Genomic DNA, 21,983 nt, shown 5'->3' on the forward strand with positions numbered 1-21,983 from the left:
GCGGGCGGCCGGAGCCGACCAACTGTGTTTGCCTACATCATCCGCAGGATCCTCGCGGCCGCGGTGCTGCTGCTGGTCGTCAGCGCGGTCACCTTCGCGATCTTCTTCCTGCTTCCGCGCATCGCCGGCGAGACGGTCGACCAGCTGGCCACCCAGTACATCGGGAAGAACCCCTCTCCCGAGGCGATCCAGGCGGTCAAGCAGAACCTCGGCCTCGACCAGCCCCTGTACACCCAGTACTGGAACTTCCTCAAGGCGCTGGTCAGCGGCGCCGAGTACAAGTTCGGCCCGGAACCGGCCACCTGCCACGTGCCCTGCTTCGGCTACTCCTTCAAGAACCACCTGGAGGTCTGGCCCGAGCTGACCAAGCGGATCCCGGTCACCGTCTCGCTGGCCCTCGGCGCCGCCGTGGTCTGGCTGGTGTCCGGCGTCACCACCGGTGTGATCTCCGCGCTCAAGCCGCGTTCGATCTTCGACCGGCTCTCGATGGGCATCGCGCTGGCCGGCGTCTCGCTGCCGGTCTTCTTCACCGGCGCGCTGCTGCTCACCGTGTTCAGCTACGAGTGGCCGATCCTGGACAACCTCCGGTACGTCGACTTCACCGAGAACCCGGTGATGTGGGCCCGCAACCTGATCCTCCCGTGGATCTCGCTGGCCTTCCTCTACTCCGCGCTCTACGCCCGGCTCACCCGCGCCGGAATGCTGGAGACGATGAGCGAGGACTACATCCGCACCGCCCGGGCCAAGGGCCTGGCCGAGTCCAAGGTCGTCACCCGGCACGGCCTGCGCGCCGCGCTCACCCCGATCGTCACCATCTTCGGCATGGACCTCGGACTGCTGCTCGGCGGCGCGCTGATCACCGAGCAGGTCTTCTCGCTCCAGGGCGTCGGCCAGTTCGCCGTCCAGGCGATCTCCGACAACGACCTGCCGAAGATCCTCGGCGTCACCCTGCTCGCCGCCTTCTTCGTCGTCCTCTGCAACCTCGTGGTCGACCTCCTGTACGCCGCTGTCGACCCCCGGGTGAGGCTGTCGTGACCGAGCTCCAGAAGACCCCGGCCCGCGCGGCCGCCCAGGGCGGGCGGGACGCCTTCCTCTCGGTGCGGGACCTGAGGATCCACTTCGACACCGACGACGGCCTGGTCCGCTCCGTCGACGGGGTCAGCTTCGACCTCGCCAAGGGCCGCACCCTCGGCATCGTCGGCGAGTCCGGCTCCGGCAAGTCCGTCACCTCGCTCGGCATCATGGGCCTGCACCGCTCCAAGCGGGCCCGGATCAGCGGCGAGATCCGGCTGGACGGCGAGGAGCTCGTCGGGGCCGGTCCGGAGCGGGTCCGCGAGCTGCGCGGCCGGCAGATGGCGATGATCTTCCAGGACCCGCTCACCGCGATGCACCCCTACTACACGGTGGGGCAGCAGATCGTGGAGGCCTACCGGGTGCACCACCCGCAGGCGGGCAAGAAGGAGGCCCGGGCCCGCGCCGTGGAGATGCTCGACCGGGTCGGCATCCCGCAGCCCGACCGCCGGGTCGACGACTACCCGCACCAGTTCTCCGGCGGCATGCGCCAGCGCGCCATGATCGCCATGGCGCTGGTCAACGACCCCTCGCTGCTGATCGCCGACGAGCCCACCACCGCCCTGGACGTCACCGTCCAGGCGCAGATCCTGGACCTCATCCGCGACCTCCAGGAGGAGTTCGGTTCGGCCGTCATCATCATCACCCACGACCTCGGGGTGGTGGCCGAACTCGCCGACGACATCCTCGTGATGTACGGCGGCAAGTGCGTCGAGCGCGGCCCGGCCGAGACCCTCTTCGACGCGCCCGAACACCCGTACACCTGGGGCCTGCTGGGCTCGATGCCGCGCCTGGACCGCGAGTTGCAGGACCGTCTCGTGCCGGTCAGGGGCACCCCGCCCAGCCTGATCAACGTGCCGTCCGGCTGCGCCTTCCACCCGCGCTGCCCCTACGCCGCGCTGACCGGCGGGCGCTCCACCGAGGAGACCCCCGGCCTCACCGAGGTCGCGCCCGGACACCACGCCGCCTGCCACCTCGCGCTCGCCGAGCGGCACCGGATCTTCGCCGAAGAGATCGCGCCCCGGCTGTGAGCCCGGCCTCGTACCACCATTCTGGAGAGAACCGATGACGGACACTCAGGCGGCGGGCCCCGCACCCATGAAGAAGGTGCCCGAGCAGGCGCCCGCCTCGGACCGGCGGCCGCTGCTCAAGGTGACCGGCCTGGTCCGGCACTTCCCCATCCACAGCGGTCTGCTGCGGCGCCAGACCGGCGCCGTCCGGGCGGTCGACGGCATCGACTTCACGGTCAACGCCGGCGAGACCCTGGGCGTCGTCGGTGAGTCCGGCTGCGGCAAGTCGACGATGGGTCGGCTGGTCACCCGGCTCGACGAACCCACCGGCGGGACGGTCGAGTTCGAGGGCACCGACATCACCCACCTGGGCGTCGGGGCGATGCGGCCGCTGCGCCGCGACATCCAGATGATCTTCCAGGACCCGTACTCCTCGCTGAACCCCCGGCACACCGTCGGCACCATCGTCGGCGCGCCGTTCAGGCTGCAGAAGGCCGAGCCCGAGGGCGGGGTCAAGAAGGCCGTCCAGGAACTGCTGGAGCTGTGCGGGCTCAGCCCCGAGCACTACAACCGCTACCCGCACGAGTTCTCCGGCGGCCAGCGCCAGCGCATCGGCATCGCCCGGGCGCTCGCCCTGCGGCCCAAGATGATCGTCGCGGACGAGCCGGTCTCCGCGCTCGACGTCTCCATCCAGGCCCAGGTGGTCAACCTGCTCGACGACCTCCAGCGGGAGCTCGGCCTGACCTACCTGATCATCGCGCACGACCTCTCGGTGGTCCGGCACGTCTCCGACCGGGTCGCGGTGATGTACCTCGGCAAGATCGTCGAGATCGCCGACCGGGACTCGCTCTACCGCGCCCCGATGCACCCGTACACCACCGCGCTGATGTCCGCCGTGCCGGTGCCCGACCCGCGCCGCCGGCAGCGCGCCGGGCGCGAGCGGATCCTCCTCAAGGGCGACGTGCCCTCGCCGATCAACCCGCCCAGCGGCTGCCGCTTCCGCACCCGCTGCTGGAAGGCCCAGGAGATCTGCGCGAGCCAGGAGCCGCCGCTCGCCCTCGCGAAGACGGGGCACGAGGTGGCGTGTCACTTCCCCGAGCGCAGCGAGGGGAACGACTAGCACGGCCCCGAGCGCGGCGAGGGGAACGACTAGCACGGCCCCGAGCGCGGCGAGGGGAACGACTAGCGCGGCCCCGAGCGCGGCGAGGGGAACGACCAGCGCGGCCCCGAGCGCGGCGAGGGGAACGTTCCCGGGGGACACGAAGGAGCTCGCCTCCGCGTGAGCGCCGGACCGGAGGGGAGGCTCGGCCGGGTCACACTGGTGCGGTGACCTCGCAGATCTTCCCCTCCGACGTGCAGCAGTCGCTGGACCTCGTCGGCATCTTCGTCTTCGCCCTCTCCGGGGGGCTGCTCGCCGTCCGCAAGAACATGGACATCTTCGGCATCTGTGTGCTGGCCGAGGTCACCGCGCTCGGCGGCGGGGTGATGCGCGACCTCGTCATCGGGGCCACCCCGGTCGCCGCGTTCACCAACCTGGGCTACTTCGTCGACCCGCTGATCGCCGCCCTGGTCGTCTTCTTCCTGCACCCCGAGGTCGAACGGATCAACCGCGCCGTGCAGGCCCTGGACGCGCTCGGCCTCGGCCTGTTCTGCGTCACCGGCACCGCCAAGGCCCACGACTTCGGCCTCGGCGCCGTCGCCTCCGTCGCCCTCGGCATGGTCACCGCCGCCGGCGGCGGGGTGATGCGCGACGTCCTGGCCGGCGAGATCCCCTCGCTGCTCCGCTGGGACCGCGAGATCTACGCGGTGCCCGCGCTGGTCGGCGCCGCGCTGGTCGCCGTCCTGATCGCGCTCGACAGCCTCACCGCCGCCACCGGCACCGCCGCCGCGCTCACCGCCTTCGTACTGCGGATGCTCGCCCTCAAGTACGGCTGGCGCGCACCACGGGCCTGGCACCGCAACGGTTCTCGCACCAGCGAGGAGTAGGCGAGCCGCCGTACGCCAGCGAGATCGCCTCCGCCGTGCAGAGCAGTTCGGGCACCAGCCGCACCAGCTCGGCCGGCGACACCCGGTCCGCCGGCGCCGAGACCGCGCACGCCGCGACCGCCCGCCGGTCACTGCCGGCCACCGGCGCCGCCACGCTCGTCACCGTCTCCAGGTGTCCGGACGACTCCGCCGCCCAGCCCCTGCGGCGCACCGCCGCCAGCTCGGCCGGCAGCTCCTCCTCCGCCCGGCCGTCCTGCGGCAGCCCGGCCAGCAGCACCCGGCCGATCGCCGTCCCGGCGGCCGGCGTCCGCCGCCCGATCCGGGCCGGCGGGCCCGCCTCGGTGCTCCACCGCCCGGTCAGCTCGTCCAGGTACAGCACCTCGTCGTCCTCCAGCACCGCCAACTGCACCGTGCAGCCGAAGCGCTCGTGCAGCGCCGCCAGGTACGGGGCGGCCACCTGCCGGACGTCGATCTCCTGCAACGCCCGCTGCGCCAGCGACAGCACCCGGCCGCCCAGGCGGTAGCGGCGGTCGGACAGCCGGTGGACGAAGTTGTGCTCCTCCAGGGTGCGCAGCAGCCGCAGCGCGGTGGACTTGTGCACGCCGATCGAGGCGGCGGCCTGCCCCAGGGTCACCGGGCCGTCGCCGAGCGAGCCGAGCAGGGTCAGGGCGCGGTCGAGGGACTGTGACATCCCGCCCCCCAACTCGCTGTTCCGGTCCGCCCGCGTGAGCGGTGGCCGTCAGGCTAACCGCTGGCGCGCCCGGCCCCGTACCGGGTTGCCCGGACGGGCAGCGCGGCGGTGCGCGGCGTCCGGTGGCCGGATCGGTGCGCTCCGGCCGGATGTGGTCCGGTGCGGCGCGATGTGGCGCGATGTGGCCGACCGCGTCGGTCCGAGCCGGTCCGGTGCAGGCCGGGGGGCCTCTACAATCGGATGGTTATGCCATACCTGGACCATGCGGCGACCACGCCGATGCTGCCCGAGGCGATCGCCGCGATGACGGCGCACCTGGGGGTCGTCGGCAACGCCTCCTCCCTGCACGCGGCCGGCCGCCGGGCCCGCCGCGTGGTCGAGGAGGCCCGCGAGTCGCTGGCCGAGTCGCTCGGCGCCCGACCCAGCGAGATCGTCCTCACCGGCGGCGGCACCGAGTCCGACAACCTGGCCGTCAAGGGCCTGTACTGGACCCGCCGCGGCGCCGACCCGGCCCGCACCCGGGTGCTGTGCAGCCCGGTCGAGCACCACGCGGTGCTGGACGCGGTGCACTGGCTCGCCGAGCACGAGGGCGCCACGGTCGACTACCTGCCGGTGGACGCGCTCGGCCGGGTCCACCCGGCGGCGCTGCGCGAGGCGATCGAGCGCGACCCGGCCTCGGTCGCGCTGGTCACCGTGATGTGGGCGAACAACGAGGTCGGCACCGTCCAGCCGGTCGTCGAACTCGCCGCCGTGGCCGCCGAGTACGGCATCCCGATGCACGCCGACGCGGTGCAGGCGCTCGGCCAGGTCCCGGTCTCCTTCGCCGACTCCGGGCTCACCGCGCTCACCGTCACCGGCCACAAGATCGGCGGCCCGTTCGGCATCGGCGCGCTGCTGCTGTCGCGCGGCGCGACGCCGGTGCCGCTGCTGCACGGCGGCGGCCAGGAGCGCGACGTCCGCTCCGGCACCCTGGACGCGCCCGGCGCCGCCGGCTTCGCCGCCGCGGCGGCCGTCGCCGTCGAGCGGCGCGCCGAGCACGCCGGCACGCTGGGGGCGCTCCGTGACGAGCTGGTCGCCTCGGTGCTGGCCGCCGTCCCGGACGCGGTGCTCAACGGCGATCCGGCGGCGGAGGGGCGGCTGCCCGCCAACGCGCACTTCTCCTTCCCCGGCTGCGAGGGCGACGCGCTGCTGATGCTGCTCGATGCCCAGGGCATCGAGTGCTCCACCGGGTCGGCCTGCTCGGCCGGCGTCCCGCAGCCCAGCCACGTGCTGCTGGCGATGGGCGTCGACCCGCTGCTGGCCCGCGCCTCGCTGCGTTTCTCGCTCGGCCACACGTCGGGCCGCTCCGACGTCACCGCGCTCGCCGGGGCCATCGCGCCGGCCGTCCAGCGCGCCCGCAACGCGGGCCTGGCGGCCGTCCGGAGGTAGGTGTTTCCGAGGGCGGGCGATCGCCGGGACCACGTACTCTTGGTGGCATCATGACTGACTTCCCGGGTGCCCCGACCGCTCCGTCCGCCACTGGCCGTCTGCGCGTGCTCGCGGCGATGTCCGGCGGGGTGGACTCCGCCGTCGCCGCCGCCCGCGCCGTGGAAGCCGGGCACGAGGTGACCGGCGTGCACCTGGCGCTGTCCAGCAACCCGCAGTCCTTCCGGACCGGGGCGCGCGGCTGCTGCACCATCGAGGACTCCCGGGACGCGCGCCGCGCGGCCGACGTGATCGGCATCCCGTTCTACGTCTGGGACCTCGCCGAGCGGTTCCGCGAGGACGTCATCGACGACTTCGTCGCCGAGTACGCGGCCGGGCGCACCCCCAACCCGTGCCTGCGCTGCAACGAGAAGATCAAGTTCGCCGCGCTGCTGGACAAGGCGATCGCGCTCGGCTTCGACGCCGTCTGCACCGGCCACTACGCCCGGATCGTCGACCTCCCGGACGGCTCGCGCGAGCTGCACCGGGCCGTCGACGCCGCCAAGGACCAGTCCTACGTCCTCGGCGTGCTCGACGCCGACCAGCTCGCCCACTCGCTCTTCCCGCTCGGCGACACCACCAAGGACGTCATCCGCGAGGAGGCCGAGCGGCGCGGCCTGGCCGTCGCCAAGAAGCCGGACTCGCACGACATCTGCTTCATCGCGGACGGCGACACCCAGGGCTTCCTGGCCAGGCACCTGGGCGCCGCCACCGGCGACATCCTGGACGTCGACGGCACCAAGCTCGGCGAGCACGACGGCGCGTACGGCTTCACCATCGGCCAGCGCAAGGGCCTGCGGATCGGCCGCCCGGCCGCCGACGGCAAGCCGCGCTACGTCCTCGACATCTCCCCGGTGAACAACACCGTGACGGTCGGCCCGGTGGAGGGCCTGGACGTCACCGGCCTCACCGCCATCCGCCCCCGCTGGTGCGGCACCGAACCCCTCACCGACGGGCGCTACACCGCCCAACTCCGCGCCCACGGCGAGGAGGTCCCCGTCACCGCCGCCGTCGTCGACGACACCCTCCACGTCCACCTCGACACCCCCGCCCGCGGCATCGCCCCCGGCCAGGCCGTCGTCCTCTACGACGGCCCCCGCGTCATCGGCTCCGCCACCATCGCCACCACCCACCGCCCCGCCGTCGCCCCCTGACACCCGGCCGCCCGCTCGGCCTGCTCCTGTCGGATTCGCCCGAGGGACCTGGAGACAACGGCATGAGCTTCCACGAGCAGCACCGGGACTTCATCGAGGAGCTGGAGCGGATCGCTCCGGAAGGCGTCCGGATCGGATGGTCCGGGGACACGCTGACCGTGCAGGCGTCGCCGTCGAACATCCACCGGCTCAACATCGCCCCCGGCGAAAAGGCGGTGAGTGGGGGCGCGTGGACGTGATAGACCGATAGCACTATGAATATCTGCGTCTTCTGCTCCGCCGCCTCGCTCGACGACCGCTACTCCGCCCCCGCTGCCGAGTTCGCCCGGCTGCTCGGGGAGGGCGGGCACACCCTGGTGTGGGGTGGCTCGAACGCCGGGCTGATGGGGGAGCTGGCGGACGGGGTCAGGGCCGCGGGCGGGCGGCTGGTCGGGATCTCCGTGGAGTTCCTGAAGCACAAGGCGTACCAGGGGGCCGACGAACTGGTCACCACCGCCGACCTCGCGGAGCGCAAGGCGATGCTGCTGTCGCGGGCGGACGCGGTCGTGGTGCTGGTCGGCGGGCTCGGCACGCTGGACGAGGTCACCGAGGTGCTGGAGCTCAAGAAGCACGCGCTGCACGACAAGCGGGTGGTCGTGCTGGACACCGAGGGGTTCTACGCGGGGCTGCGGACCCAGCTGGAGCGGATGGACACGGAGGGCTTCCTGCCGCGCCCGCTCACCGAGCTGGTCACCTTCGCCGACACCCCGGCCCAGGTCTTCGAACAGCTGAAGGCCTGAGAGGATCGGAACCATGGCCACTCATCTGATCACCGGCGCCGGCTCCGGCATCGGCGCCGTCCTCGCCGCACGTCTCGCCGAACGCGGCGACGAGCTCTGGCTGCTGGCCCGCGACGCCCGCCGCGCCGCCGAGCTGCGCGAGCGCTTCCCCGGCGCGAAGACCCTGGTCGGCGACCTCGCGGACCCGGCCAAGCTGTCCTGGGCCTTCGGGCACCAGACGCTGCCGGTCGAGCTGGACTCGCTGCTGCACGTGGCCGGCGTGGTCGAGCTGGGCCCGGTCGGCGACCTGCCGGTCAAGGCCTGGCAGGACAACCTGAACGTCAACCTGGTCGCCCCCGCCGAGCTGACCCGGCTGCTGCTGCCCTCGGTGCGGCTGGTGAAGGGACACGTGGTCTTCGTCAACTCGGGCGCGGGCCTGCGGGCGAGCGCCGACTGGTCGGCGTACGCGGCGAGCAAGCACGGGCTGAGGGCGCTCGCGGACTCGCTGCGGCTGGAGGAGCACGGCAACGGCGTGCGCGTCACCTCCGTCTACCCGGGCCGCACCGCCACCGCGATGCAGGCCAAGGTGCACCAGCAGGAGGGCAAGCAGTACGACGCCGGCCAGTGGATCGAGCCGGAGTCGGTGGCCAAGGCCGTCCTGGCGGCGCTGGACGCCTCCCGGGACGCGGAGATCACCGACATCACGGTCCGCCCGGGGCGGTGACCGGCGGCCGACTAGGCTCGGGCGGGTGAGCAACGGACACCCCTTCCCCGACCTGGTCGGCGCCGCCACCGGCGTCGGCTCGCTGCCCGGCACCGACGCCCGGGAGGCCGCCAGGACCTCCACCGGCGCGCTGGAGCACCTGCCGTTCCTCCCGGAGCTGCCCGCCCGGGGACCGGGCGCGGACATGATCGGCCGCTCCGCCGGCCTGCTCGTCGAGCTGTTCGCACAGACCGAGCCGAGCGGCTGGCGGTTCACCGACCGCCCCGGCCGGGACACCCGGCGCGCCCGCTCCTGGCTCGGCGAGGACCTCGACGCGCTGGAGGAGTTCACCCAGGGCCACCAGGGCGCGCTGAAGGTCCAGGCGGTCGGCCCGTGGACGCTGGCGGCGTCCGTCGAGCTCAGGCACGGCGAGAAGGCGCTCGCCGACCCCGGCGCCTGCCGGGACATCGCCGGCTCGCTCACCGAGGGCCTGCGCCGCCACCTCGCCGAGGTCCGCAAGCGGGTGCCCGGCGCGGAGGTGGTGCTCCAGCTGGACGAGCCCTCGCTGCCCGCCGTGCTGGCAGGCGAGGTGAAGACCGCCAGCGGCTTCCAGCGGCTGCGCGCCGTCGACCGGCAGGTGGCGGAGGAGACGCTGCGCGAGCTGGTCCGCGGGCTGGACGCACCGGTCGTGCTGCACTGCTGCGCGCCCGGAGTGCCGCTGCCGCTGCTGCGCCGGGCCGGGGTGGCCGGGGTGTCGCTGGACTTCTCACTGCTGACCGAGCGTGAGGACGACGACCTCGGGGAGGCGGTCGAGGCGGGCACCGTGATCTTCGCGGGTGTCGTCCCCTCCACTGACCGGGCACTGTCAGACGCGGCCGGTAGTGTCCAGGTTGTCAGGACGTTGTGGCGCAGGCTCGGGTTCTCCCCGGAGCTGCTGGGCCGCCGTGTGCTGGTGACGCCGACCTGCGGTCTGGCCGGGGCCTCCCCGTCCTATGCGCGCACCGCGTTGTCACTCAGCGTGAAGGCGGCCCGGAGCCTGGTGGACAACCCGGAATGAGAGATTGACGGAGGGCTTGCGGTGGTGGCTGTCGAGGGCTGGGAGGACGTTCCGGCGGAGGTGCGCAAGCGGCACGCCGAGCTGGCGGCCGAGATCACGGACCACCGGGCCCGCTACTACGAGCAGGACGCGCCGATCGTCAGCGACGCCGAGTTCGACGCGCTGATGCGCGAGCTGGAGGGGCTGGAGGCCGGGCACCCGGCGCTGGCCACCCCGGAGTCGCCCACGCAGAAGGTCGGCGGCGCGCCCACCCTGCTGTTCGCGCCGGTCGAGCACCGGGAGCGGCTGCTCAGCCTGGACAACGCGATGGACGACGAGGAACTGGCCGCCTGGGCCGAGCGGGTCGCCACCGAGCTGTCCGGCATCGAGTACCACTACCTGTGCGAGCTCAAGGTGGACGGCCTGGCCGTCAACCTCACCTACGAGAACGGCCAGTTGGTGCAGGCGGCGACCCGCGGCGACGGCCGGGTCGGCGAGGACATCACCGCCAACGTCCGCACCATCAAGGAGATCCCGCACCGGCTCCGGGGCGACAACGTCCCGGAGCTGGTGGAGATCCGCGGCGAGGTCTACTTCCCGACCGAGGCCTTCGAGGCGCTCAACGCCTCCTTCTCGGAGGAGAACGAGCGCCGCCGGGTGGAGAACGAGGAGCGCGCCAAGGAGGGCAAGCGGCCCCGGGCGATGATCCGGCTGTTCATGAACCCGCGCAACGCCGCCGCCGGCTCGCTGCGCCAGAAGGACCCGCTGGTCACCGCCTCCCGCCCGCTGCACATGGCGGTGCACGGCATCGGCGCGCGCTCCGGCTTCGACATCGACAACCAGTCGCACGCCTACGACCTGCTGCGCGAGTGGGGCCTGCCGACCGCCCGGCACAACAAGGTGGTCGGCACGCTGGACGAGGTGCGGGCGTTCATCAAGCACTTCGGCGAGCAGCGGCACTCGGTCGAGCACGAGATCGACGGCGTGGTCGTCAAGGTGGACGAGATCGCCCTGCAAGGGCGGCTCGGCTCCACCTCGAAGTCCCCGCGCTGGGCGATCGCCTGGAAGTACCCGCCGGAGGAGGTCACCGGCAGGCTGGCCGCGATCAAGGTCGGCATCGGCCGCACCGGCCGGGCCACCCCGTACGCGGTGCTGGCCGAGCCGGTGAAGGTGGCCGGCTCGATGGTGCAGTACGCGACCCTGCACAACCAGGAGGTCGTCAAGGCCAAGGACGTCCTGCTCGGCGACACCGTGGTGCTGCGCAAGGCCGGCGATGTGATCCCGGAGATCCTCGGCCCGGTGTACGACCTGCGGGACGGCACCGAGCAGGCGTTCGTGATGCCCTCGCACTGCCCCGAGTGCGGCAGCGAGCTGCGGGCGATGGCGGAGGGCGACATCGACCTGCGCTGTCCCAACGCGCGGTTCTGCCCGGCCCAGATCCGCGAGCGGATCGCCTTCCTCGGCGGGCGCTCGGCGCTGGACATCGAGGGCCTCGGCTATGTCGCGGCGACCGCGCTGACCCAGCCGCTGGAGCCGGCCGAGGCGCCGGTGGGCAACGAGGGCGACATCTTCGGCCTGACGGTCGAGCAGCTGCTGCCGATCAAGGTGCTGGTGCGCGACCAGAAGACCGGCATGCCGAAGCTCGACGACGAGACCGGTGAGGAGAAGGAGGTGTTCTTCTTCGCCACCACCGCCGGTGCGCCGAAGAAGAACACCGGGGTGATGCTGGAGAACATCGAGAAGGCCAAGGACCGCCCGCTCTGGCGCTTCCTCAACGGCCTCTCGATCCGGCACGTCGGCCCGGTGGCCGCCCAGGACCTCGCCCGGGAGTTCCGCGACCTGGACGCGATCTTCGCGGCGAGCGAGGAGCGGCTGGCCGCCACCGAGGGCGTCGGCGCGGGCACCGCGCGCTCGATCATCGAGTGGTACCAGGTGGACTGGCACCGGGAGATCGTCGAGAAGTGGCGCGCCGCCGGCGTCCGCTTCACCGAGGAGGCGGCCGAGGAGGCGGGCGAGCGCCCGCTGGAGGGGCTGACGGTCGTCGTCACCGGCACGCTGGCCGGGCACACCCGGGACGGCGCCAAGGAGGCGCTGACCTCGCGCGGAGCGAAGGTGACCGGGTCGGTGTCGAAGAAGACCCACTTCGTGGTCGCCGGCGACAACCCCGGGTCCAAGTACGACAAGGCGGTCCAGCTGGGGCTGCCGGTCCTCGACGACGCGGGCTTCGCGATCCTGCTGGAGCAGGGGTCGGCCGCCGCCCGGGTCCACCTGGGGCTGCCGCCGGAGCCGCCGGAGGAGCCGGTGAAGAAGGCGCCCGCGAAGAAGAAGGCCGCGGCCGGGAAGGATGCCGGGCAGGCGGCCGGGCAGGCCGCCGAGGAGGAGCCGCGGACCGGGGAGCAGGAGCCCGCCGGGGACTGACCCCCGCGCGCGGAAGCCCCGAATCCGGCTTGTTATCGTCCTGATGCAGCGTCATCGGGTGCCGCACAGTGTTTACGGGCATCGTGTCACTGTGCGGCACCGGGGCACGGTGGCGAATGTCCGGTTGTCCGAAAGTCTGCCCGTCGGGTGAAGCCGCGCATACCCTGGAGCGCAACAGAGTGTCAGCAGGGGTGGGGGTACCGGCCGGGCCGGACTCCGCGGGGCCGCTCCATGCCCGGCAGGCTGCCGGTGCCGGTACGGTGCCTCACCGCTAGGCGGCCTGACGGGGCGGGCCCGACGGAGGACAGGGCTTATGGATCGTACGACCGGCGGCGCTCCCACGCGCCCGCCGCAGGGGGTGGCGGGGGTCGTTCTGCTGCTCGGCGTGCTGCTGGCCGGCGCGGCGCCGCTCATCCCGCTGGCCGTGCTGGTCTACCGCTACGAGGCGGAACTGCTGCCGCTGTTCGCGGTGCCGCTGGCCGTCCTGGTCGCCGCCTGGCGGATCGCCCGGGACCGGGCGCGCGACCAGCTCACCGACCCGCTGACCGACCTCCCCAACCGCCAGGCGCTGCTGCTCGCCGCCCAGGAGTCGATCGCCGAGCACTCCGAGGGATACAGCGTCGGTCTGATCCTGCTCGACCTCGACCGCTTCCGGTCGCTCAACGACACCCTCGGCCACACCGCCGGCGACCGGCTGCTCGTCCACATCGCCCGCCGGCTGCACCGGGCCCTGCGCTCCGGCGGGGCGGCCGGCAGCGCCACCCGGGAGTCCATCGACGACGTCTTCGCCGGCCTGCCCCGGCACTACCGCGGCCGCCCGATGGTGGCCCGGATGGGCGGCGACGAGTTCGCCGTGCTGCTGCCCGGCATCGGCTGCCCGGACGCGCTGGAGAAGGTGGCCAAGGCCCTGATCGCCGAACTGGCCGCGCCGATCCGCCTCGACGGCCTGCTGCTCGTCCTGGAGGCCAGCGCGGGCGTCTGCGTCTTCCCCCGGCACGCCCAGGACGCCGAGTCGCTGCTGCGCCGCGCCGACGTCGCGATGGGCCACGCGCAGCGCGGCCGCACCTCGGTCGAGCAGTACGACGAGACGCAGGACGCCGACACCCCGTACCGGATCGGCCTGCTGGGCGACCTGCGGCGGGCCCTGGAGACCGGCGAGGTGCAGCTGCACTACCAGCCCAAGGTGGCCTTCGACGGCCGGGTGGTCGGGCTGGAGGCGCTGCTGCGCTGGGAGCGCCCGGGCCAGGGCAGGGTCTCGCCGGACGAGTTCGTCGGCCTCGCCGAGTCCAGCGGGCTGATGCCGAGGCTGACCGACTACGTGCTGGAGGCCGCCGTCGGCCAGCTCGCCCACTGGCGCGAGCAGGGCCTCCAGGTGCAGGTCGCGGTGAACGTCTCGCCGCGCGACGTGCTCAACCCCGGCTTCGCCCAGCGGGTCGCCGGCCATCTGGTGCGCCACCAGGTGCCGGCCCACGCGCTCCAGCTGGAGATCACCGAGCGGCTGCTGCTGGACGACTCCCGGCGGGCCGCCGACACCCTCGCCGAACTGCGCGGCTACGGGGTCGGGATGTCCCTGGACGACTTCGGGACCGGCCACTCCTCGCTGGTGCGGCTGCGCAGCCTGCCGGTCGGCGAGCTGAAGATCGACCGCTCCTTCGTCTCCCGGATGGTCGCCGACGACCACGACGCGGCGGTGGTCCGCTGCTCGGTCGAGCTGGCCCACTCGCTCGGCCTGACCGTGGTCGCCGAGGGCGTCGAGGACGACGAGACCTGGGAGCGGCTGAACTGCATGGGCGTGGACGCGGTGCAGGGCTGGCTGGTGTCGGCGGCGCTGCCGGCCGAGCAGGCCACCGCCTGGCTGCGGGTGCACCGCACCGGCGCCCCGCCGGTGGAGCGGCTCGCCGCGGCCTCCGCCGAGCGGCTGCCGCCGGTGATCAAGCCCGCCCTGCCGCCCGTGGTCCAGGCGGTGCAGGCCGCCGCGCTGGAGATCCAGGCGCCCAAGCAGCAGCGCTGGGCGCCGACCCGCCCGCAGTAGAAACCGTCCCCGCACCGCCGCGGACCGCGCCGCACGGCGGGGGTGACCCCGGGCCGCCGCTGGTCGTTGGCCGGTGGCCGGGCCGCGCCCCATAGGATGGGGCCACAGACCACGAGGACGGGAGCGCCGGACAGGCCGCTCCCGGCCCGGGCCCGGCACCGTCGGAAGGCGGATCCGGGCCTCACCAGAACTCACCCTGAGGATCGCTGCATGCCTGGCATCACGCGCGAGGAGGTCGCCCACCTCGCTCGGCTGTCGCGTCTTGAGTTGCAGGCCGAAGAGCTGGACCACTTCGCCGAGCAGCTCGACGTGATCATCGGCGCGGTCGCCCGCGTTTCCGAGGTCGCCGGACAGGACGTCCCGCCCACCTCCCACCCGCTGCCGCTGACCAACGTCATGCGCGCGGACGAGGTCCGGCCGTCGCTCACCCCGGAGCAGGCGCTGGCCGGTGCCCCGGCCGCCGAGGAGCAGCGTTTCCGCGTTCCCCAGATCCTCGGGGAGGACTGACCGAGATGACCGACCTGATCCCCACCGCCATGATCAAGTGGACCGCCGCCGACACGGCCGCCGCCATCGCCAAGGGCGAGGTCTCCGCCGTCGAGGTCGCGCAGGCGCACCTGGACCGCATCGAGGCCGTCGACCAGAAGGTCAACGCCTTCCTGCACGTCGACACCGAGGGCGCGCTGAGCGCCGCCCGGGCCGTCGACGAGAAGCGCGCCAAGGGCGAGGAGCTGGGCCCGCTGGCCGGTGTCCCGCTGGCGCTGAAGGACGTCTTCACCACCAAGGGCGTGCCGACCACCTGCGGCTCGAAGATCCTCGAGGGCTGGATCCCGCCGTACGACGCCACCCTGACCTCGCGGCTCAAGGACGCCGGCGTCGTCATCCTCGGCAAGACCAACATGGACGAGTTCGCGATGGGCTCCTCCACCGAGAACTCCGCCTACGGCACCACCGGCAACCCGTGGGACCTCTCCCGGATCCCCGGTGGCTCCGGCGGCGGCTCGGCGGCCGCGCTGGCCGCCTTCGAGGCCCCGCTGGCGATCGGCACCGACACCGGCGGCTCGATCCGCCAGCCCGGCGCCGTCACCGGCACCGTCGGCGTGAAGCCGACCTACGGCTCGGTCTCCCGCTACGGCCTGGTGGCCTTCTCCAGCAGCCTGGACCAGGGCGGCCCGTGCGCCCGCACCGTGCTGGACGCGGCGCTGCTGCACGAGGCCATCGCCGGCCACGACCCGCTGGACTCCACCTCGATCGACGCGCCGGTCCCGGCCGTGGTCGAGGCCGCCCGGATGCGCGACGTGCGCGGCATGCGGATCGGCGTGGTGAAGGAGTTCGCCGGCGAGGGCTACCAGGCCGGCGTCATGCAGCGCTTCAACGAGTCGGTGGAGCTGCTGCGCGAGCTGGGCGCCGAGGTCGTCGAGGTCTCCTGCCCGTCGTTCACCCTGGCGCTGCCGGCGTACTACCTGATCGCGCCCAGCGAGGCCTCGTCCAACCTGGCCCGCTTCGACGCGATGCGCTACGGCCTGCGGGTCGGCGACGACGGCACCCGCTCCGCCGAGGACGTCACCGCGCTGACCCGCGAGGCCGGCTTCGGTCCCGAGGTCAAGCGCCGCATCATCCTCGGCACCTACGCGCTCTCCTCGGGCTACTACGACGCCTACTACGGCTCGGCCCAGAAGGTGCGCACGCTGATCTCCCGCGACTTCGACGCCGCGTTCGCCGGCGTGGACGTCCTGGTCTCGCCGACCACGCCGACCACCGCCTTCCCGATCGGCGAGCGCGCCGACGACCCGATGGCGATGTACCTGGCCGACCTCTGCACGATTCCGTCCAACCTCGCGGGCAACGCGGCGATGTCGCTGCCCTGCGGCCTCGCCCCGGAGGACAATCTCCCGGTCGGCCTGCAGATCATCGCACCCGCGATGGCGGACGACCGCCTGTACCGCGTGGGCGGCGCCGTCGAGGCCGCACTCAACGACAAGTGGGGGCACACCCTGCTGGAGGAGGCACCGGCACTGTGAGCAAGATCGAGAAGGCCAAGGGCTTCAAGCATTCGAAGCCGGGACTGTGGCTGTCCATCGGGACCAGCGCGTTCGGCGCGATCTCCATCGTCAAGGACGTCCGCAGGGCCCGCGACGAGAGCGACACCCTCAAGCTGGTCAACGCCCTGGTCGGCGCCGCCGCCCTGGTCACCGGCACCGCCCTGCTGGTTCGCGAGCTGCGCCGCCTCGGCGACGACGACGTCCTGCTGGGCTAGCCCGTGGGGTCCGGCCGCCGCCGCGGTGGCGGCCGGACCCGCACCACCGAAGACTTTTGAGTGAAGGGGACGCTGTGAGCGTCAAGAACCTGGTCTCCTACGAGGACGCTCTCGCGTCGTACGACCCGGTGATGGGCCTTGAGGTCCACGTCGAGCTGGGCACCAAGACCAAGATGTTCTGCGGTTGTTCGACCGAGCTGGGTGCCGAGCCGAACAGCCAGGTCTGCCCGACCTGCCTGGGGCTGCCGGGCTCGCTGCCGGTGGTCAACGCGGTCGGCGTGGAGTCGGCCGTCAAGATCGGCCTGGCGCTGAACTGCGAGATCGCCGAGTGGTGCCGGTTCGCGCGGAAGAACTACTTCTACCCGGACATGCCGAAGAACTTCCAGACCTCGCAGTACGACGAGCCGATCGCCTTCAACGGCTACCTCGACGTGCAGCTGGAGGACGGCTCGACCTTCCGGGTGGAGATCGAGCGCGCCCACATGGAGGAGGACACCGGCAAGTCCAGCCACGTCGGCGGCGCGACCGGCCGCATCCACGGCGCCACCCACTCGCTGCTGGACTACAACCGGGCCGGCATCCCGCTGATCGAGATCGTCACCAAGCCGATCACCGGCGCCGGCGAGCGGGCCCCCGAGGTCGCCCGCGCCTACGTCGCCGAGCTGCGCGAGGTCATCCGCTCGCTGGGCGTCTCCGAGGCCCGGATGGACAAGGGCCAGATGCGCTGCGACGTCAACCTGTCGCTGCGCCCGAACGGCACCGAGACCTTCGGCACCCGCTCGGAGACCAAGAACGTCAACTCGCTGCGCAGCGTCGAGCGGGCCGCCCGGTTCGAGATCCAGCGCCACGCCACGGTGCTGGTCGACGGCGGCACGATCCTCCAGGAGACCCGGCACTTCCACGAGGACGACGGCTCCACCACCTCGGGCCGGATCAAGGACAACGCCGAGGACTACCGGTACTTCCCGGAGCCGGACCTGGTGCCGGTCGCGCCGTCCCGCGAGTGGGTCGAGGAGCTGCGCGCCGGGCTGCCCGAGCTGCCCCGGGTGCGCCGGGCCCGGCTCCAGGCCGAGTGGGGCCTGTCGGACAAGGACATGCAGTCGGTGCTGAACGCCGGCGCCGTCGAGCCGATCCAGGAGACCATCGCCGCCGGCGCCCCGGCCGACCAGGCCCGCAAGTGGTGGATGGGCGAGCTGGCCCGCCGGGCCAACGAGACCGGCACCGAGCTGGCCGAGCAGCCGATCACCCCGGCGCAGGTCGCCCGGGTCACCGCGCTGGTCGCCGAGGGCAAGCTGAACGACAAGCTGGCCCGCCAGGTCATCGAGGGCGTGCTGGCCGGCGAGGGCGAGCCGGACGAGATCGTCGAGAAGCGCGGCCTGGCCGTCGTCTCGGACGACTCCGCGCTGGGCGCCGCCGTCGACCAGGCCATCGCCGAGAACGAGGCGGTCGCCGCCAAGATCCGCGACGGCAAGGTCGCCGCGGTCGGCGCGCTGGTCGGCGCGGTCATGAAGGCCACCCGCGGGCAGGCCGACGCGGCCCGCGTGAAGGATCTGATCTTGGAGAAGCTGGGCGTCTCCGCCTGAGTTTCCAAGGCGTCTAAGGCGGTCTAAGGCTTACTTAGTCGCCTGAGGCCCGGTCTTACCCCCGTACCAGGGGTGAGGCCGGGCCTTCGTCGTTCCCGCGGCGGGGTCCCTAAGGCGGTCCGGTCCCGGAAGATCCGGAAGCCTGCCGATGCCCGCCACCCCCCTGGGGGAGGAGTCTCTACTTCAGCAGGACGGAAGCGACGAGGAACCCACGAGGGGAAGCACCGTGATCGAGTACGAGCTCATCAAGCAGCAGGAACAGGAACTCCGGGCCCAGGCCGAGCACCAGCGGCTGGTCCGCGCGGCGAGGACCGCCGGGCGCACCGGATGGCGGCCGACCGTGAGCCTGCGCCTCCAGCGGCGCACCGCACGTCCCGGCGAATGCTGACGAACCGGCACCAAGGTGCCGAGCGGGTCACGGAGGGGGAGGCGCCACAGGGGAGCGCCTCCCCCTCCGGGCGTTCGCCGGGCGCGATAACCCCTCGGAGCGGGCAGGACCCTTGTGGCATGCTCGCCTCCATGCAGCAGATCTCGGTGAGTCCCGTCTTCGTCGGCCGCGACCCGGAGCTCACCGATCTGACGGACGCGCTGGACCGGGCCGGGCGCGGCGAGCCGCAGACCGTGCTGATCGGCGGCGAGGCGGGCGTCGGCAAGACCCGGCTGCTGGAGGAGTTCCTGCGCCTGGCGGACGCCCGCGGCGTGCTCACCACCGACGGCGGCTGTCTGGAGGTCGGCGCCGAGGGCCTGCCCTACGCGCCGCTGGCCACCGCGCTGCGCCGGCTGCACCGCTGCCTGGGCACCGAACTGGAGAGCGCCGCCGCCGGGATGGAGGGCCATCTCGCCCGGCTGCTGCCCGACTTCGGCGAGGCCGACGGCGAACCCAACGACGAGTACGGCCGGGCCCGGCTGTTCGAGCACACCGCGAGGCTGTTCGAGCGGCTCGGCACGGACCGTACTTTCGTGCTCGCCGTCGAGGACCTGCACTGGTCCGACCGCTCCACCCGGGAGCTGTTCGCCTACCTGGTCCGCACCCTGCACCGGGCCCGGGTCCTGCTGGTCGCCACCTACCGCACCGACGACCTGCACCGCCGCCACCCGCTGCGGCCCTTCCTGGCCGAGCTGGAGCGGCTGCGCACGGTGCGCCGACTGGAGCTGGAGCGCTTCGGCCCCGGCGAGGTGGCCGCCCAGCTGGCCGGCATCCTCGGCACCGCCGCGCCCGACCGCGCCCTGGTCGAGCGCATCCACCGGCGCTCCGAGGGCAACCCGTTCTTCGTCGAGGAACTGGCCACCGCGCTGCGGGAGGGCTGCTCGACCGGGCTCACCGACTCACTGCGGGACATCCTGCTGGTCCGGGTGGAGGCGCTGGACGAGGAGACCCAGCGGGTGCTGCGGATCGCCGCCGAGGGCGGCTCCAACGTCGAACACGCCCTGCTCGCCGCCGTCCTGGAGGACGAGGAGCGGCTGATCGGCTCGCTGCGGGCCGCGGTCGGCGCCAACATCCTGCGCCCGGCCCCGGACGGCGACGGCTACCGGTTCCGGCACGCGCTGGTCCGCGAGGCCGTCTCGGACGACCTGCTGCCCGGCGAGCGCCACCGGATCAACCGCCGGTTCGCCGAGGCCCTGGAGGCCGAGCCGCAGCTGGTCGGTGCCGACGCCCGGCCGGCCCGGCTGGCCAACTACTGGTACCACGCGCACCACCCGGCCCGGGCCCTGCCGACCGCGCTGGACGCCGCCCGCGCGGCCCGCCGCCGCAACGCCTTCGCCGAGCAACTGCGCATGCTGGAACGGGCCCTGGAGCTGTGGGACGAGGTCCCCGCCGAGCAGCTGGCCGACACCCTGCGCCCGTACGACTGGGCCGAGACCTACCCGCCCTGCTCCTGCGACGCCGGCCGGCACGACGAGGACTGCGACCGGCTCTGCCGGATCGACGTGCTGGCCGAGGCGGTGGTCGCGGCCCGCCGCAGCGGCGACCGGGAGCGCGGGCTGAGCCTGGCGAAGCGGGCGCTGCAACTCGTCGACGAGACCGCGCACCCGGCCCGCGCCGCCTGGTTCCGGATCAACCGCGCCCGGATGCTCGGCCATCTGCGCCGCTCCGGCGACGAGGCGGAGATCGCCTACGCGCACCGGCTGGTCGAGCACCTTCCGCCGTCCGCCGTGCAGGCCGAGGTGTTCGCCCTCGGGGCCGGCGCCGGAATGCTCTCCAACCCCCGCCCCGAGTTGGTCGCACTCGCCGAGCGGGCCGCCCGGATCGCCCGCGAGGTCGGCGCCCACACGGTCGAGCAGCACGCCCTGATGACCCTCGGCGGGCTGCGCAACGACCTGGACGCCGACCCGGAGGCCGCGGTGGCCCAGTTGACCGCCGCGGTCGAGGCCGCCCGCGGGCTGGGCGCCCCCGACCTGCTGCTGCGCGGCCTCAACAACCTGGCCTCGCTGCTGCGCGGCCTCGGCCGGGCCGAGCAGGCCGCGGCGCTGGCCCGCGAGGGGCTGGACTCGGCCCGACGCAACGGACTGCAGCGCAACATCGGCACCATCCTGAGCGGGAACCTCGCCGAGGCGCTGATGGACCTCGGGCGGATCGACGAGGCCGAACTGGTCCTCGACGAGGGCGACCTGACCCGGCCGAGCGGCACCCACGCCGAGTTCCTGGACCGGTTGCGCGGGGAACTCGCCCTGCTCCGCGGCGACCCGGCCGGCGCCGCCGCGCTGCTCGCCCAGGCCCGGGCCGCCAACCGGGTCGGCCAGATCCAGCACTCCGTGCCGATCAGCCGGCTCGCGGTGCGGACCGCCGCCCTGGCGGGCCGCCCGCTGGAGGCGCGCGCCGAACTGCTGGCCGCGCTGGCGCAGGACTTCCCCTGCGGCTACCTGGCCGACTTCTTCCCGCTGCTGGTCGACGGCGCGGGCGTCGAGGCGGACAGCCGGGGCCTGCCGGAGGCCGAGGCGGGCCGGGCCGCGGTGCTGGCCCGGATCGTCGAGGTCGCGGCCCGGCTGACCCCGACGGCGCCGCTGCACCACGGCTGGGCCCGGCTGCTGGAGGGCGAACTGGCCCGGGCCGAGGGGACGGACACCCCGGCGCACTGGGCTGCCGCGGTCGAGTGGCTGCGCCCGACCGGGCTGCCGTACCCGCTGGCGTTCGCCCTGCTGCGGGCCGGCGAGGCCGAGGTGCTGGCCGGACGCCGTGAGGCCGGGGTCGAACTGCTGCGCGAGGCAAGGGAACTGGCGTCCGCCCGGGGCGACGCCGGGCTGCGCGCCGAGGTCGACGCACTGGCCGAGCGGGCGGGCCTGGCGGTCGTCGCGGGCCGCCCGGCGCCGGTTGCGCAGGCGCAGGCCGGGGGCTCCTTCGGCCTCACCCCCCGTGAGCGGGACGTGCTCCGATTGCTCGCGCGGGGGCGCACCAACCGGCAGATCGCCGAGGAACTGTACATCTCGCCGAAAACGGCGAGCGTGCACGTCTCCAACATCCTCGGCAAGCTCGCGGTGGCCGGCCGGGGCGAAGCCGCCGCGCTGGCCCACCGTTTGCGGCTGTTCCCCGAGGATCTGGCCCCGGCCGGCCGCTGACCGCCCGCCGCCGCCCGCCGTCCGTCCGGCTCCCGCGCGGCACCGGCCGGGCCGGTCCTCCGCCGCCGGTGCCGCCGGTGTCGCGCGGGCGCTGCCCCGTGCTCCCGTGCGCGCCGCGTGAGCCCCCGCCCGTGCGCCCCCGCCAACCGGCCCGTTCCGGTGGAATCGGGCGCAATTCCCCACCCCGGGGCCATTACTCTAAGTTGAGTGTGCGTGTCATTGAGTGACCGAAGTGGTGTAGGGTCCCGGACGGGAACATCGGTGT

Annotated in this window: 18 protein-coding genes and 1 pseudogene; 18 read left to right on the forward strand and 1 reads right to left on the reverse strand. The window is 73.3% G+C overall.

Annotation, left to right across the window (positions count from 1 at the left end; all coding sequences use genetic code 11):
- The first annotated feature begins 24 nt into the window (after positions 1-24).
- The 4 genes from ACFZBX_RS26775 to ACFZBX_RS26790 all read left to right on the forward strand — a co-directional run bounded on the left by ACFZBX_RS26775 (position 25) and on the right by ACFZBX_RS26790 (position 4,067).
- Positions 25-1,035 (forward strand): ABC transporter permease, encoded by a 1,011-nt coding sequence (locus ACFZBX_RS26775; protein WP_391536333.1) that lies wholly within the window; start codon positions 25-27, stop codon positions 1,033-1,035.
- Entirely contained in the window at positions 1,032-2,102 is a 1,071-nt protein-coding gene (locus tag ACFZBX_RS26780) for an ABC transporter ATP-binding protein (protein ID WP_391536334.1), read from the forward strand. The genes ACFZBX_RS26775 and ACFZBX_RS26780 overlap by 4 nt, the downstream gene beginning before the upstream one ends.
- 34 nt (positions 2,103-2,136) lie before the next feature.
- Entirely contained in the window at positions 2,137-3,201 is a 1,065-nt protein-coding gene (locus ACFZBX_RS26785; protein WP_391536335.1) for an ABC transporter ATP-binding protein, read from the forward strand.
- Positions 3,202-3,407: 206 nt separating this feature from the next.
- Positions 3,408-4,067, forward strand: a complete 660-nt coding sequence (locus ACFZBX_RS26790) for a trimeric intracellular cation channel family protein (protein ID WP_391536336.1) — start codon at positions 3,408-3,410, stop codon at positions 4,065-4,067.
- Here the strand turns inward: ACFZBX_RS26790 and ACFZBX_RS26795 are convergent.
- Positions 4,003-4,758 carry an IclR family transcriptional regulator gene (locus tag ACFZBX_RS26795; protein ID WP_391536337.1) on the reverse strand — a complete coding sequence of 252 codons (756 nt, stop codon included), beginning with the start codon at positions 4,756-4,758 and terminating at the stop codon, positions 4,003-4,005. The two genes, ACFZBX_RS26790 and ACFZBX_RS26795, sit on opposite strands and share 65 nt — an antisense overlap.
- Before the next feature lie 246 nt (positions 4,759-5,004).
- Here ACFZBX_RS26795 and ACFZBX_RS26800 point away from each other — a divergent pair, with 246 nt between their 5' ends.
- From ACFZBX_RS26800 to ACFZBX_RS26865, 14 genes and pseudogenes are all read left to right on the forward strand, one after another.
- Complete coding sequence (locus ACFZBX_RS26800) at positions 5,005-6,186, forward strand: cysteine desulfurase family protein (RefSeq protein ID WP_391536338.1); 1,182 nt, start codon at positions 5,005-5,007, stop codon at positions 6,184-6,186.
- Between the two features lie 50 nt (positions 6,187-6,236).
- On the forward strand, positions 6,237-7,376 hold the full coding sequence (gene mnmA / locus ACFZBX_RS26805) for a tRNA 2-thiouridine(34) synthase MnmA (RefSeq protein ID WP_391536339.1): 1,140 nt from the start codon (positions 6,237-6,239) through the stop codon (positions 7,374-7,376).
- 62 nt (positions 7,377-7,438) lie between these two features.
- Positions 7,439-7,615, forward strand: coding sequence for a hypothetical protein (locus tag ACFZBX_RS26810; protein ID WP_391536340.1), 177 nt, complete (start codon positions 7,439-7,441; stop codon positions 7,613-7,615).
- A 15-nt stretch (positions 7,616-7,630) separates the two neighbouring features.
- The gene (locus ACFZBX_RS26815) at positions 7,631-8,155 is read left to right on the forward strand and encodes a TIGR00730 family Rossman fold protein (RefSeq protein WP_391536341.1); all 525 of its coding nucleotides are present in this window, start codon (positions 7,631-7,633) and stop codon (positions 8,153-8,155) included.
- Between the two features lie 13 nt (positions 8,156-8,168).
- Positions 8,169-8,858, forward strand: coding sequence for an SDR family oxidoreductase (locus ACFZBX_RS26820; protein ID WP_391536342.1), 690 nt, complete (start codon positions 8,169-8,171; stop codon positions 8,856-8,858).
- 25 nt (positions 8,859-8,883) lie between these two features.
- Entirely contained in the window at positions 8,884-9,894 is a 1,011-nt protein-coding gene (locus ACFZBX_RS26825) for a methionine synthase (RefSeq protein WP_391536343.1), read from the forward strand.
- 24 nt (positions 9,895-9,918) lie between these two features.
- Entirely contained in the window at positions 9,919-12,291 is a 2,373-nt protein-coding gene (ligA, locus tag ACFZBX_RS26830; RefSeq protein WP_391536358.1) for an NAD-dependent DNA ligase LigA, read from the forward strand.
- Between the two features lie 376 nt (positions 12,292-12,667).
- Positions 12,668-14,323, forward strand: a pseudogene (locus ACFZBX_RS26835) (putative bifunctional diguanylate cyclase/phosphodiesterase); the annotation flags it as partial.
- 210 nt (positions 14,324-14,533) lie between these two features.
- On the forward strand, positions 14,534-14,830 hold the full coding sequence (gene gatC, locus ACFZBX_RS26840) for an Asp-tRNA(Asn)/Glu-tRNA(Gln) amidotransferase subunit GatC (protein ID WP_035845952.1): 297 nt from the start codon (positions 14,534-14,536) through the stop codon (positions 14,828-14,830).
- A 5-nt stretch (positions 14,831-14,835) separates the two neighbouring features.
- A complete protein-coding gene (gene gatA / locus ACFZBX_RS26845) occupies positions 14,836-16,344 on the forward strand; it encodes an Asp-tRNA(Asn)/Glu-tRNA(Gln) amidotransferase subunit GatA (protein ID WP_391536344.1) in 1,509 nt (502 codons plus the stop codon).
- The gene (locus ACFZBX_RS26850; RefSeq protein WP_350550178.1) at positions 16,341-16,580 is read left to right on the forward strand and encodes a hypothetical protein; all 240 of its coding nucleotides are present in this window, start codon (positions 16,341-16,343) and stop codon (positions 16,578-16,580) included. The genes gatA and ACFZBX_RS26850 overlap by 4 nt, the downstream gene beginning before the upstream one ends.
- 74 nt (positions 16,581-16,654) lie before the next feature.
- The gene (gene gatB / locus ACFZBX_RS26855; protein WP_391536345.1) at positions 16,655-18,163 is read left to right on the forward strand and encodes an Asp-tRNA(Asn)/Glu-tRNA(Gln) amidotransferase subunit GatB; all 1,509 of its coding nucleotides are present in this window, start codon (positions 16,655-16,657) and stop codon (positions 18,161-18,163) included.
- 148 nt (positions 18,164-18,311) lie between these two features.
- A complete protein-coding gene (locus ACFZBX_RS26860; RefSeq protein WP_391536346.1) occupies positions 18,312-18,551 on the forward strand; it encodes a hypothetical protein in 240 nt (79 codons plus the stop codon).
- Between the two features lie 119 nt (positions 18,552-18,670).
- The gene (locus tag ACFZBX_RS26865; RefSeq protein ID WP_391536347.1) at positions 18,671-21,718 is read left to right on the forward strand and encodes an AAA family ATPase; all 3,048 of its coding nucleotides are present in this window, start codon (positions 18,671-18,673) and stop codon (positions 21,716-21,718) included.
- Positions 21,719-21,983: the final 265 nt, after the last annotated feature.

The organism is Kitasatospora sp. NPDC008115, assembly GCF_042957205.1.
Taxonomy (GTDB): Bacteria; Actinomycetota; Actinomycetes; order Streptomycetales; family Streptomycetaceae; genus Kitasatospora.